This window comes from Streptomyces narbonensis (assembly GCF_014649015.1).
GTDB classification, from domain to species: Bacteria; Actinomycetota; Actinomycetes; order Streptomycetales; family Streptomycetaceae; genus Streptomyces; species Streptomyces narbonensis.
Genome location: NZ_BMSF01000017.1, coordinates 125,225 through 138,901, shown reverse-complemented (window position 1 = coordinate 138,901; position 13,677 = coordinate 125,225). Strand labels below are relative to the sequence as shown.

General features: G+C 73.9%; 15 protein-coding genes and 1 pseudogene. 9 read left to right on the top strand and 7 right to left on the bottom strand.

What is annotated here, in order from left to right:
* The first annotated feature begins 3 nt into the window (after nucleotides 1-3).
* Both IE124_RS27940 and IE124_RS27935 read left to right on the top strand, forming a co-directional pair.
* Nucleotides 4-372, top strand: coding sequence for an STAS domain-containing protein (locus IE124_RS27940; protein WP_189511653.1), 369 nt, complete (start codon nucleotides 4-6; stop codon nucleotides 370-372).
* A 64-nt stretch (nucleotides 373-436) separates the two neighbouring features.
* Nucleotides 437-1,612, top strand: a complete 1,176-nt coding sequence (locus IE124_RS27935; protein ID WP_189511652.1) for a PP2C family protein-serine/threonine phosphatase — start codon at nucleotides 437-439, stop codon at nucleotides 1,610-1,612.
* A gap of 118 nt (nucleotides 1,613-1,730) precedes the next feature.
* On the opposite strand, the gene IE124_RS27930 is transcribed toward IE124_RS27935, so the two are convergent.
* Nucleotides 1,731-2,243, bottom strand: coding sequence for a MarR family winged helix-turn-helix transcriptional regulator (locus IE124_RS27930; protein ID WP_189511651.1), 513 nt, complete (start codon nucleotides 2,241-2,243; stop codon nucleotides 1,731-1,733).
* 107 nt (nucleotides 2,244-2,350) lie between these two features.
* On the opposite strand from IE124_RS27930, the gene IE124_RS27925 reads away from it, so the two are divergent.
* Together IE124_RS27925 and IE124_RS27920 are read left to right on the top strand one after the other, a co-directional pair.
* Nucleotides 2,351-3,583 (top strand): PP2C family protein-serine/threonine phosphatase, encoded by a 1,233-nt coding sequence (locus IE124_RS27925; protein ID WP_229832935.1) that lies wholly within the window; start codon nucleotides 2,351-2,353, stop codon nucleotides 3,581-3,583.
* A gap of 93 nt (nucleotides 3,584-3,676) precedes the next feature.
* Nucleotides 3,677-4,162, top strand: coding sequence for an ATP-binding protein (locus IE124_RS27920; RefSeq protein ID WP_189511649.1), 486 nt, complete (start codon nucleotides 3,677-3,679; stop codon nucleotides 4,160-4,162).
* 120 nt (nucleotides 4,163-4,282) lie between these two features.
* On the opposite strand, the gene IE124_RS27915 is transcribed toward IE124_RS27920, so the two are convergent.
* On the bottom strand, nucleotides 4,283-4,540 hold the full coding sequence (locus IE124_RS27915; RefSeq protein WP_189511647.1) for a WhiB family transcriptional regulator: 258 nt from the start codon (nucleotides 4,538-4,540) through the stop codon (nucleotides 4,283-4,285).
* Between the two features lie 528 nt (nucleotides 4,541-5,068).
* On the opposite strand from IE124_RS27915, the gene IE124_RS27910 reads away from it, so the two are divergent.
* The 3 genes from IE124_RS27910 (at nucleotide 5,069) to IE124_RS27900 (ending at nucleotide 7,549) form a co-directional block, all read left to right on the top strand.
* Nucleotides 5,069-6,751, top strand: coding sequence for a PP2C family protein-serine/threonine phosphatase (locus IE124_RS27910; RefSeq protein ID WP_189511645.1), 1,683 nt, complete (start codon nucleotides 5,069-5,071; stop codon nucleotides 6,749-6,751).
* Entirely contained in the window at nucleotides 6,748-6,990 is a 243-nt protein-coding gene (locus tag IE124_RS27905; protein ID WP_189511643.1) for a hypothetical protein, read from the top strand. The genes IE124_RS27910 and IE124_RS27905 overlap by 4 nt, the downstream gene beginning before the upstream one ends.
* Before the next feature lie 133 nt (nucleotides 6,991-7,123).
* Complete coding sequence (locus IE124_RS27900) at nucleotides 7,124-7,549, top strand: SsgA family sporulation/cell division regulator (protein WP_189511641.1); 426 nt, start codon at nucleotides 7,124-7,126, stop codon at nucleotides 7,547-7,549.
* Nucleotides 7,550-7,619: 70 nt separating this feature from the next.
* Here the strand turns inward: IE124_RS27900 and IE124_RS27895 are convergent, their stop codons facing one another.
* Nucleotides 7,620-8,042, bottom strand: coding sequence for an ATP-binding protein (locus IE124_RS27895; protein ID WP_189511639.1), 423 nt, complete (start codon nucleotides 8,040-8,042; stop codon nucleotides 7,620-7,622).
* A gap of 185 nt (nucleotides 8,043-8,227) precedes the next feature.
* On the opposite strand from IE124_RS27895, the gene IE124_RS27890 reads away from it, so the two are divergent.
* The gene (locus tag IE124_RS27890) at nucleotides 8,228-9,070 is read left to right on the top strand and encodes an RNA polymerase sigma factor SigF (protein WP_189511637.1); all 843 of its coding nucleotides are present in this window, start codon (nucleotides 8,228-8,230) and stop codon (nucleotides 9,068-9,070) included.
* A 104-nt stretch (nucleotides 9,071-9,174) separates the two neighbouring features.
* Here the strand turns inward: IE124_RS27890 and ppk2 are convergent.
* The 3 genes and pseudogenes from ppk2 to IE124_RS27875 all read right to left on the bottom strand — a co-directional run bounded on the left by ppk2 (nucleotide 9,175) and on the right by IE124_RS27875 (nucleotide 11,379).
* Nucleotides 9,175-10,135 (bottom strand): annotated as a pseudogene (gene ppk2 / locus IE124_RS27885) (polyphosphate kinase 2).
* Nucleotides 10,132-10,575: a hypothetical protein gene (locus IE124_RS27880; RefSeq protein WP_189511634.1), complete on the bottom strand. Its 444-nt coding sequence runs from the start codon at nucleotides 10,573-10,575 to the stop codon at nucleotides 10,132-10,134. Before IE124_RS27880 ends, ppk2 begins: the two are co-directional and overlap by 4 nt.
* A 123-nt stretch (nucleotides 10,576-10,698) precedes the next feature.
* The gene (locus IE124_RS27875) at nucleotides 10,699-11,379 is read right to left on the bottom strand and encodes a DUF4230 domain-containing protein (RefSeq protein ID WP_189511632.1); all 681 of its coding nucleotides are present in this window, start codon (nucleotides 11,377-11,379) and stop codon (nucleotides 10,699-10,701) included.
* A gap of 180 nt (nucleotides 11,380-11,559) precedes the next feature.
* On the opposite strand from IE124_RS27875, the gene IE124_RS27870 reads away from it, so the two are divergent.
* Nucleotides 11,560-12,210 carry a VanZ family protein gene (locus IE124_RS27870; RefSeq protein WP_370468831.1) on the top strand — a complete coding sequence of 217 codons (651 nt, stop codon included), beginning with the start codon at nucleotides 11,560-11,562 and terminating at the stop codon, nucleotides 12,208-12,210.
* A gap of 64 nt (nucleotides 12,211-12,274) precedes the next feature.
* Here the strand turns inward: IE124_RS27870 and IE124_RS27865 are convergent, their stop codons facing one another.
* Nucleotides 12,275-13,531 (bottom strand): NAD(P)/FAD-dependent oxidoreductase, encoded by a 1,257-nt coding sequence (locus tag IE124_RS27865; protein WP_189511630.1) that lies wholly within the window; start codon nucleotides 13,529-13,531, stop codon nucleotides 12,275-12,277.
* Between the last annotated feature and the right edge of the window lie 146 nt (nucleotides 13,532-13,677).

Genomic DNA, 13,677 nt, shown 5'->3' with positions numbered 1-13,677 from the left:
AACATGTCCGAGCGAGAACCGAACCTGGACGTCGACGTCGAGATCCGCGACGACCTCACGGCGGTGCTGGCCGTGGAGGGTGAGCTGGACATGGAGACGGCCGGCCGGCTGGAGAGCCTCCTGACGGAACAGTTCGGCCAGGGGCGGCGCCGTCTCGTGCTCGACCTGTCCGCCCTCGGCTTCATGGACTCCTCGGGGCTGAACGTCCTGATCAGGGCGGTCAACAGGGCCCGGGAGACCGGCGGCGACCTGTATCTCGCCGCGCCGACCCCGGCCGTGCGCCGCATCCTGGAGATCACCGGGGTGACGACGATGACCCCGCCGCACGCCGGCGTGACGGACGCGCTGGCCGCTGCCGGGGCCGCGAGATAGCGACGGATGGCCCGGTCCCCGTGCACGGGGACCGGGCTCAGGGAAGAGGAGGAAGAGGAGGACCGTGCACGAGATCGCCGAGATCGAGCAGGCGCTCCGCCGGGCGGCTCCGCACCGGCTCGTGGGGGTCGTCGAGGATGCCCTGAGGGAGCACGGCGGGGTGCTGCGGGTGGAACTGCGCCTGGCCGACTACGGTTTGCGGACGCTCCAGCTCGTCGGGCACGTCCCCGGTGCCGATCTGTCGGTGCCGATCCACGACAGTCCCCAGGGACGCGCCTTCGGTGCCCAGGAGCCGCACGTGGTCCGGGAGGCGGGGGCGCTCCGGCTCCACCTGCCCGTCACCGTCCGCGGGGACCGGCTGGGGGTGCTGACGGTCGAGCTGCCCCTGGAGGCCGACCTCAGGCCGCTGCTGCCGGGGCTCGCCCAGGTCTGCGAGGCGCTCGGCCACGAGATCCTGGTGGCGGAGCGCGACACGGACCTGTACGTCCTGGCGCGGCGCGCGACGCGGCTCACGCTCGCGGCGGAGATGCAGTGGCAGCTGCTCCCCGGCCGTTCCTGTGCTCGTCCCGAGTTCGCCCTCGCCGCCCATCTGGAGCCCGCCTACGCCATCTTCGGCGACAACTACGACTGGTCGGTCTCGGACGGTCGGCTGACCCTGACGGTCACCAACGGCATGGGGGAGGGCATCGAGGCCGCGCTGCTGACGAACCTCGCGATCAACGCGCTCCGCAACGCCCGCCGGGCCGGTCTCCCGCTGGCGGACCAGGCCGCGCTGGCGGACCAGGCCGTGTACGCCCAGTACCGCGGCGAGGCCTTCGTGTCGGTGCTGCTGCTCTGCTTCGACCTGGCCACGGGCGAGGTGGAGGCCGTGGACGCCGGATCGCCCCGTCTGTGGCGACAGAGGGGGCAGGCGGTGGAGCCCCTCGGCTTCGAGGCGCAGCTGCCCCTCGGCATGTTCGAGGACACCGTGTACGTGCCCGAGCGGTTCGCGGTGCGGCCGGGCGACCGGCTGCTGTTCGGCAGCGACGGCGTGTACGCGGCCGTCTCGCCCGCGGGGGAGAGCTACGGGGACCGGGCGCTGGCCCGCGCGCTGCGGGGGACGCGGCTGCTGCCGCCCACGCACGTGCCGCAGGCGGTGCTGCGGGAGCTCGCCGTCCACCACGGCGGCAGCCCGCTGGAGGACGACGCCCTGGTCGTCTGCCTCGACTGGCACGGCACCGTGGCGACAGTTGCCGTATGACAACTGTATCCTTGGGGCAACACTCGGCAAGTGCCCGGAAGAACGCCGTCAAGGACGACCAGAGGTGGCCATGAGGACATGGGGTGCGCGCCCGGCCGGAGCCGGCGTCGCGCGGGGATCAGGCCGAACTGACGTCCTTCAGCGGCGTGCGGGCCGGTGACGAGGCGGCCGCTCCGCCCCCTTCCACGGCCTCGTGGAACCCGGTGAGCCCCCGCAGCAGCGCCTTGCGGCTCGTCGGCGACATGTCCGCGATGACCGCGAGCAGGGCCTCCTCGCGCTGGGCCCGGAGGTCCCGCAGGTACGCCTTGCCGTGCACGGTCAGGTGCAGCTCCAGCTGCCGACGGCTCACGGGGCTGGGCAGCCGCTGCACGAAGCCCAGCGCCTCCAGCCGGTCGCACATGCGGCTCACCGAGGGCGGTGCGGAGCCGAGCAGCTCGCCCAGGGTGCGCAGGCTGATGCCCTCCGCGCGGTCCAGGCTGTACAGCACGCGCAGCTGACTCGCCGAGACGGGTGTCGACGACACCATGTCCCGGCCGCGCTCCCACAGCACTTCCAGCAGCTCGATGAGCTCCCGGGCGGACTCGGCCGTCCGCTGCGGTTCCCGCGGCGGCGGAGCGGGGTTGCCGTTCATGCCTGCCGACCCTCCTCGGACGTCCCTGGCCGGGGACAGCGGCCTTGCGACGGACCGGTCATCTCCACATCTCTCCAGAAGGCGGTACGGATCCGGTGGATCGACACGTGACAGTGGAAGGCGCACTGCGCGGGGCGGCACCACACCTCCTCCTGGACTCCCTCCGTACCAGTCTCGCGCACCTGTACGCCGCGACCTCCGCCGACCTGCTGCTCGTCGACTACGGATTCACGACCCTGTGCCCCGTGGAGCCCGTCCAGGCACCTGCCGGGATGCCGCACGCGCCCGTGCACGCGGGCCCCGCCGGCCGCGTCTTCCGCACCCAGCAACCATATCTTTTCCGTGATGTCGGGCCCACGGCGACCGTTTACCTGCCCGTCACGGTCCGCGGCGACCGGTTCGGCGTCCTGGTCGTCGCCCTGCCCGCGGACCGGTCCACCCCGGAGACCACCGCGAGCCTCGCCCGGGTCGCCGAGACCCTCGGACACGCCCTGCGCGTCGCCGACCGCCACACCGATCTGTACCGCCGCACCCGCAGGAAGCGCGCCCTCAGCGTCGCGGGGGAGATGCAGTGGGACACACTGCCGGGCCGGGCCTGCGCCGGACCGGCCTTCGACCTCCACGCCCACTGGGAGCCCGCCTACACCTCCGGCGGACACCTCCTGGACTGGAGCGCCACCGAGCGGGACCTGGCGATCGTCGTCGCCGACGGCGCCGGCCCCGGCACCCCGGCCGCCCTGGCGAGCACCCTCGCCCTGACGGCCACCCGCAACGCCCGGCGGGCCGGGCTCGACCTGGTGACCCAGGCCAGCCTCACCGACCAGGCGCTCTACGGGCAGTACCGCGGCGAGCACCCGCTCTCCGCCCTGCTGCTGCGGCTCGACCTGACCACCGGCGAGGCCGAGGTGGTGGACGCCGGGTCGCCGACGCTCTGGCGCGTCCGCCCCACCGGGGCCGAGCGCATCGAACTGGACCGCCAACTGCCCCTGGGCATGTTCGAGGACACCGTCTACGCCCCCCAGCGCCTGCGCCTCCTGCGCGGCGACCGGCTGGTCTTCGTCGCCCACGGAACCGGAGAGCCGGCGGCCGGCGACGGGCACGAGGCGCCGGACGGTCCCGTCGCCCGCGCCCTCACCGACGCCCGCCGCCGGAAGGGCGCGGACGTCCCCAGGGCCGTCGTACGGGCGCTGCGCGGGACGCCCCGTGGCGCGCCGGACGCCGTCCTCGTACTCTGTCTCGACTGGCGCGGCCACGAGGCCGGGAGCCCGGGTGAGGGACGGCGCGGGGGGCCACGCCGACCGCGCCGGAATCCCCTTGACGGGCTGTCGGCGGGGGTGTGATCCGCGTTGCGAGCGGTGTGGGAACCATGAAGAGGGGAAAGGCGGGTACGAGGAGCCCAGCCGCCGACCCAGAACGAGGGGAGTGCCAGCGCCATGACGGACGCGATCACCGCGGAGCGCGCGGTCCCTGAGCCCCTGCTCTCCGCAGGTGCCGTGTACGGCGACGCCTCCCGCGGCGGGGCGATCGCCGCCGCCCGCGCCTTCACGGCCGAGTTCCTCGCGGCCGCCCCGACCGTGCTGCCCGGACCGGTCGGTGAGGAGCGCGTCGAGCTCGCGCAGCTGGTGGTCAGCGAACTCGTCACCAACGCGATCCGGCACACGGCCGGCCCCTGCCGGCTCCTCCTCGAACTGGGCCGCGACGTCCTGGAGATCTCGGTCTTCGACCAGGAGTCCACCGCCCCCGTGCCCCGCGGACACGACCCCCGCCGCATCGGTCAGCACGGTGTCGAGATCGTCATCGCCGTCTGCGAGAGCCTGACCGTGGAGCCGGCCCCGGACGGGAAGCGGGTCCGCGCCCGCCTCTCCCTCCTGCCGGAGTACGCCGCCACGGCGCGCCCACGGGACAGGCGACCGCGCTGACGCCACGCCCCACGCACCGGCACCTGACCGGCCTCCCGGGCACAAGGCCGCCCCCGGAACGCCGGAGGCCGCCGGATCACCGCCCCCTGTGGACGCCGGCGGCCATGATCCGACGACCGGTCACCGACGGTCGTCCGCCCGGCGGCGGGCCCGGCGTCGCGATGCATGCCGCTCGGCCTCGGTCAGGCCGCCCCACACGCCCGACGGCGGGTGCGGCTGCGCCAGGGCCGAGCGCAGGCACAGCTCGCGTACCGGGCAGCGCCGGCAGACTCTCTTGGCCTCCTCCGCCTGAGCGAGGGCGGGGGCGCCGGCCCCCACGGGGAAGAACAGATCGGGGTCGACCTCCTGGCAGGCCGCAGCCGCACGCCAGCCGTCCATGTGAGTCTCCTGGCACATGAGTAGGGATTCGTTTCCCTTTTCGCCTGACCGCTCGTCCGCCCGTGAAACCCGTGCGGGACCGCTCCGGGCATCACCGGGGCCCTCGTCGGGGAGCGAGGGGGACCGGCGCGACGCTCCACCACGCCATCGCCACACCGACGCCGAACACCAGGATCAGGACCAGGAACAGGATGACCGGCACGACGGAATCCTTCCGGGAGCGGAGCGCGTTCGAGGACCGACTGACCGCGAACACCCCGCCGAAACGCCCTCCTCGGCCATGAATCCGGTCGACGTCGAGGAGCGCCTCGCCGGGACCCCGCTCCGCCCCTCGGACCAGCAGGTCGTCGGCGTCCTCCCTGCCACCTGAGTCCGGTGAACGACCTGGGCCGGAGCCGTGGGGATGCTGGACGCGGCCTACCGGAGGAGAGGGGTTCACTTGATGTGCGGCGCCCACTGCGCAAGGGTGGACGGACGAGCTGTCGTCGAGCGGGGAAGGTGGCGGGCCACTTCGCGCGGGCCACGCTTATGACTGTTTTCGAAGACGAGTCCGGCCGCTCCCGGAAGACCGGGGGAGCGGAGAGCACCACCTGGCGCGGGTCGCCGCATCCGGCGGTGGTGGCCGACCGCGATGGCGGCGTCGTGGAGTTCAACGCCGCCGCGGCCGACCTCTTCCCGCGGATAAGGATCGGGAAGTGGCTGGACGAGGTCGTCCCGCGATGGCTCGCCGACGCCCACCGGCAGGTGGCCCACTCCGCACGCACCCCCACCGCCGCGGCTCCGGCACGGGCGGTACCCGCCCCGCTGCGCGGCAGCCACGACGGCCGGCTCCTGAGGGCCCACCCCACCGAGTCCGGCCACGGCGACGTGGCCTGGTGGCTGATCGACGACTCCGACCTGACGGCCGCACAGGACGCCCTGCGCACCGAACGGGAGCGCACCGCGCTCCTCGCCGAGGCGTCCACCCAGCTGCTGGCCTCGCTCAACCCCGACCGCTGCCTGGAGAAGACGGCCCTGCTCGCCGCCGACCACCTCGGCGACGCGGCCCTCGTGATCTCCCCGCCCGTGCGGAACCGCTACACCGTGGTCACCGCCATGGGCGGAGGGTTCGAGCAGACCCAACTCACCCTGGACCCGGCCCTCGTGCCCGGCCTCGCCGAGGCACTGCAGGGCTTCCCGCCGGTGCCCGCCCGCTGGATCGACCCGGCCGAACTGCCGCCCTGGGCCGTGCCCGAGGGCTTCGGAGGACCCCCCGGCTCCGTCGCCATCACCCCGCTGCCCGGCCACGGCGTGCCCGCGGGCGCCCTGATCCTGCTGCGGCGCGGCGGACAGCGGGCCTTCGACGCCGCGGAGGAGCTCTTCGCCCGGCTGTTCGCCGCCCGCGCCGGCGCCGCCTTGTCGGCCGCCCGCCTCTACGCGGAACAGGCCCGCATCACACGCGCCCTGATCGCCGAACTCCTCCCGCCCCAGCTCCACCACGTCCGAGGGGTCGACTTCGCCGGCGGCTACCGCACCTCCCAGGACACCGAGCGGATCGGCGGCGACTTCTACGACGTGCACCCGGGCACCGACGACGGCCAGGACACGCTCGCCGTCCTCGGCGACGTGTGCGGCAAGGGGCTGGACGCCGCCGTGCTCACGGGCCGGATCCGTAGCACCGTGCAGGCGTTGCTGCCCCTCGCCGGCGACCACCAGGACGTCCTGCGGCTGCTCAACGGCGCCCTGCTGACCGCCCGGCACACCCGTTTCGCCACCCTGGTACTCGCCTCGGTGCGGCGCACGGGCGGCCGGGTGCGGCTCCGGCTCACCAGCGCCGGCCACCCCCGCCCGCTCGTCCTGCGCGCCACGGGAGAGGTGGAGGAGGCGGACACCGGCGGGACCCTGGTAGGGGCCCTCCCCGTCGTCACCAGCCGGTCGGCGACCGTGGACCTGTCGCCCGGCGAGACCTGCCTGCTCTACACGGACGGGATCACGGAGGCCCGCGGCGGGCCGCTCGGCTCCGCCATGTTCGGCGAGGTCCGGCTGCGCTCCGTGCTCGCCGAGTGCGTGGGACTCCCGGCCGAGGCCGTCGTCGAGCGCGTGCAGATGGTCGCCGGGGACTGGGTGGGCCGCGGTGCTCACGACGACATGGCCGTCGTCGCCATCACCGCGCCGCACACCACTCATCTCTCCGCGGTGAACGGCCACACCCGGGGCAGGTACACCGCATGAGCACGCAGACCACCACCTCGACCGCCGAACTCGCCGCCGCCCGCCGACAGCTGTGGGCGGCCCTGGAGGCGAGGGACGAACCGGCGGCCACCGCCGCCGTCCTCGGTGCCCACGACGCCGGGGTCCCGGCCGAGGACCTCCTCCTCGGCGTGATCGGCCACACCCGGACCGAGACCGCCGAGCCCGACGGCGACACCCCGAGCGGCGCGGCGGAGGGCCCTCGTCCCGGCGCTCCCTGACGGGCCTTCCCATCTTCACGCAATCGTCACACCATCAGCACATCCGCCACGGCGTCGCGAGGTGTAGCAGGGACGGGACGGGTCAAGCGGACACCGCACCCGCTCGCTGACAGCCCCTCAGCCGGAGGACCCCATGCCCCAGCACCCCGTCGCGCCGCTCCCCGCACCGCGCGTCCTCACCCGGCCCATCGCCATGGAACTGCTCACCGCGGACACGGCGGTCCGGATCGACGCCACCGTCGGCTACGACTCCCGCGACCCCCACGCCCTGAGCATCGCCTTCCACCTCCTCGGCGAGGACCCGGTGGTGTGGCGCGTCGACCGCCAGATGATCCTCACCGGATCGCTCCAGCCGACCGGTGACGGCGATGTCCGGCTCCGTCCCGCCTCCGACGGAGGACTCATCCTGCGGCTCGGGCCAGTGGGACAGCACGCCGCCGTCAGGTGCGATCAGGGGGCGATCGGCCGCTTCGTGCGCGACACCTTCGCCCTCGTGCCGCAGGGCACGGAGGAACGCCACCTCGACTGGGGGCCGCTGCTCGCGTCCCTGAGGCGCTGAAGTGCCGTGCGCCGGACCGCCGTACGGGGACGACTCCCGCCCGCGTACGGCGGTCCGTGGTCCGGTTCCCTCAGCCGGGACGGCCCGGGGCGTCCGGGCGGAAGCACGCCGTGACGTCCTTGCCCCGCGGACAGCGGCGGGTCCGCACGTCGTCGGCGAGCGCGTCGACGAGGAGCAGTCCGCGCCCGCCCAGCGCGCCGTCGTCCGGGCTGCGTTGCTCGGGAACCAACGGCGAGGCGTCGTGCACGGTGACGTGCAGGCACTCCTCGTCCCAGGTGAGGATCAGCTGCGCGTCGCTGTGGGCGTGCACATGGGCGTTGGTGACGAGTTCGGAGACCGTCAGCACGACGGAGTCCGCCACGCCGGGGGCGGTACGGTCCCAGCCGAGCGCCGCGAGATGCTCGCGCGTCCAGTCCCGGGCCGTCTTCACGCTGCTGCCTATCGGCAGGGACCGTGCCCAGCCGACGGCCCTCATCGAGGGATCCCGTGTCATGACTCTCCTTCGGACGACCGGTTTGACGTTCCGTCTGCCCATCGGCAGGGAGAAGGGAACCGACCGAAAACACGTGAGGAGTCGGTGGGTGTGGATGTGCGAAGTCCGGGTATGCGAGCAGCCTCAGGGCCATGCATCCCGATGAGGAACACACGTGAAAGGGGAAAGGTGTGACGGTCACGACGATGTCGACCGCAGGAGTCGAGTACGGAGCGGGGACGCTGCCGCAGATCCCGGACACGTCGGCGGTCGCGCCCAAGGACGCGAGGGCCCTGTCGAAGGTCTTCTTCCGGGAGCTCGCGACGCTGGAGGAGGGGACGCACGAGTACCAGTACGCGCGCAACACCCTCATCGAGATGAACATGAGCCTGGTCCGCTACGCCGCCGGGCGGTTCCGCCACCGCGCCGACGAGATGGAGGACATCGTCCAGGTCGGCATGATCGGCCTGATCAAGGCGATCGACCGCTTCGAGCTGTCGCGGGAGGTCGAGTTCACCACCTTCGCCGTCCCCTACATCGTCGGCGAGATCAAGCGGTTCTTCCGGGACACCTCCTGGGCGGTGCACGTACCCCGCCGGCTCCAGGAGGCACGGGTGGAGCTGGCCAAGGCGACCGAGGAACTCGGCACCCGCCTGGGCCGGGCGCCGACGGTCAAGGAGCTGGCCGACCTGATGAGCCTCACCGAGGAGGAGGTCACCGAGGCGCGGCTGGCCTCCAACGGCTACAACTCCTCGTCGCTGGACGCCGCCCTGAGCGGCGAGGACGAGGACGGCGACGCCTCCCTGGCCGACTTCATCGGCAGCGAGGACCCCGCCATGGCGCTGGTGGAGGACTTCCACTCGCTGGCCCCGCTCATCGCGGACCTCGACGAGCGCGACCGCATGATCATCCACCTGAGGTTCGTCGAGGAACTGACCCAGGCCCAGATCGGTGAGCAGCTGGGCTGCTCGCAGATGCACGTCTCGCGGCTGCTGGCGCGCACCGTCAAGCGCCTGCGTGAGGGCCTGCTGGGCACCGGCGCCGGCTGATCCGGCCGGCCCGCAAGGCTCCGGGGTTCCCGCACCCGACGCCCGCACGGCTCCGGGGTTCCCGCACCCGACACTCGTCGGCTGCGGGAACCCCGGGGCCGTTCTCATGCGGGCGGGTGCTGGCCCCGGCCCACCGGAGGGCCGGCCAGCGGCGTGGGGGAGAGTGCCGACGGCTCCTCTCCCGGTTCCAGGAGGGTGTCGGCGGCGCCCACGATCAGGGGGTCGGGCCGGCCCACGGCCTCGGCGTCCTTGCTGGCGTAGTCGATCCGCCACAGCAGATAGCGCATCGCCTCCAGCCGTGCCCGGCGCTTGTCGTTGCTCTTGACGACCGTCCACGGCGCGTCGGCGGTGTCGGTCGCGCGGAACATCTCGATCTTCGCGGCGGTGTACGCGTCCCACAGGTCCAGCGAGGCCAGATCCGTCGGCGACAGCTTCCACTGGCGGACGGGGTCGACCTGCCGGATCGCGAACCGGGTGCGCTGCTCCGCGCGGGAGACCGAGAACCAGAACTTGACCAGGATGATGCCGTCATCGACCAGCATCGACTCGAAGGCCGGGCACTGCCGGAGGAAGAGCGCGTGCTGCTCCTGCGTGCAGAAGCCCATGACCTTCTCGACACCCGCGCGGTTGTGCCAGGACCGGTCGAAGAACACGATCTCGCCGCGTGCCGGCAGGTGCGGGACGTACCGCTGGAAGTACCACTGTCCCGCCTCCCGCTCGGTCGGCTTGTCCAGGGCGACGATCCGCGCCCCGCGGGGGTTGAGCCGCTCCGTGAAGCGCTGGATCGTGCCGCCCTTGCCCGCGGCGTCCCGCCCCTCGCAGATCACGACCAGCCGGGCCCCCGTCTCCTTGACCCCAGCGCTGCAGCTTCAGCAGCTCGATCTGCAGGACCCGCTTGGTCCGTTCGTACTCTCGACGGCGGACCTTCCGGTCGTAGGGGTAGTTCTCGCGCCAGGTCCGGATGGGTCCCCCCTGCGCGTCCAGCAGGACGGGCTGTTCCGGCTGGCTGGTGTCCACCCTCAGCCCGGCCAGCAGGTCGTCGGCGGGGCCGTCGGCGTCGCTCATGCGTCGGCTCCGTCGGCGGGGGCGTGGTCGGGGTGACCGGGAGTGCGGCGCTCCCTCTGGAGCCGGGCCTCGAAGCGGTGCTCGTGGCCGCCGGCCAGGGCCGAGACCGCGCTGCGCTCCAGATCCCGGAACGGCTCGTAGTAGGTGGCGTTGTAGGCGTCGACGATCTGGTACGTCCAGTGGCCCGGCATGACGTTGCGCCCCAGGATCTCGGTCTCCACCCGGTCCGCCCAGGCGTGGTGCCCCGCCTTCCGCAGGAGTCCGACCGCCCGGTCGAGCTCGAAGTCCGCGGTGCCGGTCAGCTGGTGGAACCCGTACAGATGGCCCCGGGCGCGCTCCGCCGTCTCCAGGGCCTTGGACAGAGAGCCGAGGGCCTCGACCGTGATGGCGTCCGGGGCGGCGGGTCCGGGGCCGTACCGGTCGTCGTCGTGAGTGCTCATAGGGGCCCCTTGCCCCGTCGGCGGACCGGCACGAGCGCGACGGCCGACAGATCACCCGGACGGCGCCGTCGGGTCGGAGGGCGCCCCCGCCCCGCGGAACGCCCTCCGGCCCTGCGGATCCCCTCAGCCGAACGTCACGGTCACCCGCTCGAAGCCCAGGCCCCGCAGCAGTTCCCGCAGCATCGCGGCCGTGTTCCGCTCCGCGCGGGACGTCAGGTCGGACTCGCGGGCCGCGTCGCCGATGCGCCGGGCGGCGAGGACATGGACGGCCTGCTCGCTCGCGGGGTTGTCCGAGAAGAGGTCGCCGATCCGGTCGAGCAGACCGCGCTGCTTCGACACGGCGTACGACCGCTCCGGATCGAGCGCCGGTTCGGCCAGCCGGGCGTGCGGCAGCCGGAGGGTGGCCTCGGTCCGGTCGGCGTCGACGGTCACGGCGCCGTCCCCGAGGCCGCCGAACTCGACGTAGGAGGCGACGCTGCCGCTCGCCACGTACAGGGTGCGGGTGCCGCGGATCGTGTCCGGCAGGAACCGCGCGTCGTGCTCCAGGTCGACCACCACCTGGTAGGTCCCCGCCGCGCCCTCGTACCGGCTCAGGTCCTGAACGGACTTCAGGACGGCGGGTCCGGAACGGTCCTTCACGTCCGTCCCGAGGACGTCCAGGCCGGGGATCCGCAGGACCTGGCCGATCAGCATGAGGGCGACGGCGAGCACGAGCAGCACGGCGGCGGCGAGGCGCCACCTCCCTCCGGGGCGCTTCCATGAACGGCGGGCCGGCGCGGGGCTGTTCTCGGTCTCTTCTCCCATGCGGGCCGGATGCCCGAGTCCGCCGCTCCCACACCCAACTCCACCCGAAACGCGCTCTGTTGGGGCGGGAGGGGAGGGTGTTTCGGAGGTGAGTGCCCCGGGGGCCGCAGGGCATGCGGTTCCCCGGCGGGGGTACGCGGGACCCGTTCGCACGAGGACACCAAGGGGAGGAGACGGCTCGTGTTCGGTCGGAGAACGTCGAAGGGGCGGGGCGGTGCGGCCGCCGGAGGGGACGGGGCCGACGCGGGGGGTGCGGGCGGCGCGGCGCCGGCCGGCGGGAGCCCGGAGCGGAAGGAGCCGGACACCGCGGTGCCCCGGGCCGCGGTCCCGGTCCGGCGCCGCCCGGGCCGGTTCGTGCGGGCGCTCGTCGCCCTCACGGCCCTCGCGGGCATGGTGGCGTTCGCCGTGGTCCTGGCCCGGCTGACACTGGAGGCCTCGCCGGCCTCTGTGCCCCTCACCCACAGCAACCTGACGCCCGGGCGCTCGATCGAGGCCTACCTCGGCCGGCCCGCGTTCGTGGACACCGTCAAGCAGCTCGGGGGCAACATCCTCCTCGGAGTCCCCTTCGGGATCCTGCTGCCGCTGCTGTCCCGCAAGGCCCGCGGCTTCCTCCGCGTCGCGCTCCTCACCGCGGCCACCATGCTGCTCGTGGAGCTGGTGCAGGGGGCGCTCGTCACGGGCCGCGCCTTCGACATCGACGACGTCCTCCTCAACACGACGGGAGCGCTGCTCGGCTACGTGACCGTCGGCCGGCGGCTGGGCCGGGCCGTGCACCCCCGCACCCGCCCCCGCTGGTGGCAGCGCCGGCGCCCGGCCCGTCCCTCGGTATGACAGCCGGGACGGCGGGCTCCGGCGTGGGACCGGCCGAGGGGGCGGCCGCGAGGGGGGCGGCCCTTCAGACCGCGCCCGCCCGTAGGTCGTCCAGAACCGCGCGGGCCGCCCGCGCGCCCGAGGCCAGCGCGCCCTGGACCGAACCGGTCGCCCGGTGGTCCCCGCACACGTACCGGCCGGGTGCCATCCGCACGGACCGCGAGAGCGGCATCGGGCCCGGCATCGCCGGCAGCGCGTCCGGGACCGTGACGCGGTGGACGAGCTCCCAGCCGCCCGTCTCCGCGCCGTACACCTCGCCCAGGGCCGCGAGCACCGCCGCCGTGTCCGACGGTCCGGGAGAGCCGAGCACCGACGTGGACACCAGCGCCCGGCCGTCGGCGGCGAACCCCGGCTGGACCGCGGTGAGGACGCAGGTGTTCAGGAACCGGCGCGCGGAGTCGACGACCAGCACGGGCTCGTCCATGGGAGGCCGGTCGGCCGCGTGGTACAGCGTGGTCACGGTCCGGCCGTCCGGTGCGGGAAGTCCCGGCAGCAGCTCCGCCGCGACCCGCTGCCCGGTGGCGACGACGACCGCGCGGGACCGCACCTCAGGCCCGTCCGCGAGCACCACGCCGTCCGGCCCCAGCGCGGACACCAGCGTTCCGGTGCGCGCCACGCCGGCCGGCAGCCGCGCGGCGAGCTGGGCGGGCACGGCGCCGATCCCCTCGGCCGGGAGGCACAGGGTTCCGCGCAGCATGCTCCGCCACACCAGATGGAAGAAGCGCGCCGAGGTCTCCAGCCGGTCCTCCAGGAACACGCCGGAGAGGAACGGCCGGAAGAACGTCTCCACGAGCCGCGGCGACACGCCCGCCGCGGCCAGCGCCTCACGCGTCGTCCCGTCGGCGCCGCGCCGCAGCACGGACGCCGGCGCCAGCGCGTCCCGCGCCGACAGGACGGAGAGCGCGAGCAGGTCGCGGCCCGACGCGAGCCGCCCCGGCAGCAGGTCCCGGGCCTCGCCCGGGCGGCGGCTCGGATCCGTGAACCGGCGCGGCCCGCGCTCGGTGTGCACGAGCACCCCCGGCGTGAACGGCCGCAGCCTCAGGGGCCTCAGCTGCACCCGCCGCTTCACCTGCGGATACGAGGTGTTGAAGACCTGGAAGCCGCGGTCCACGGTGAAGCCCGCGACCCGGTCGGTGCGCATCCGGCCGCCCACCGCGTCGCCCGCCTCCAGGAGCAGCACCCGCAGGCCCGCCGCGCACAGGTCGGCGGCGCAGGCGAGGCCGGCGGCCCCCGCTCCGACGACCACCGCGTCGTACCGTGTGCCGTCCGTCGTCCTCTTCATGCCGTCCCCTTTCCATGTCCGCACTCCACGTCCGCATTCAAGTCCGCACTCCGTGTCCGCTCTCCGTGTCCGCTCTCCGTGTCCGCGAGGTCGCCCCGCCTCGTGTTGTGGCCCGGCCGGGCACCCCTGGCGGGGCCGGGTGCGCG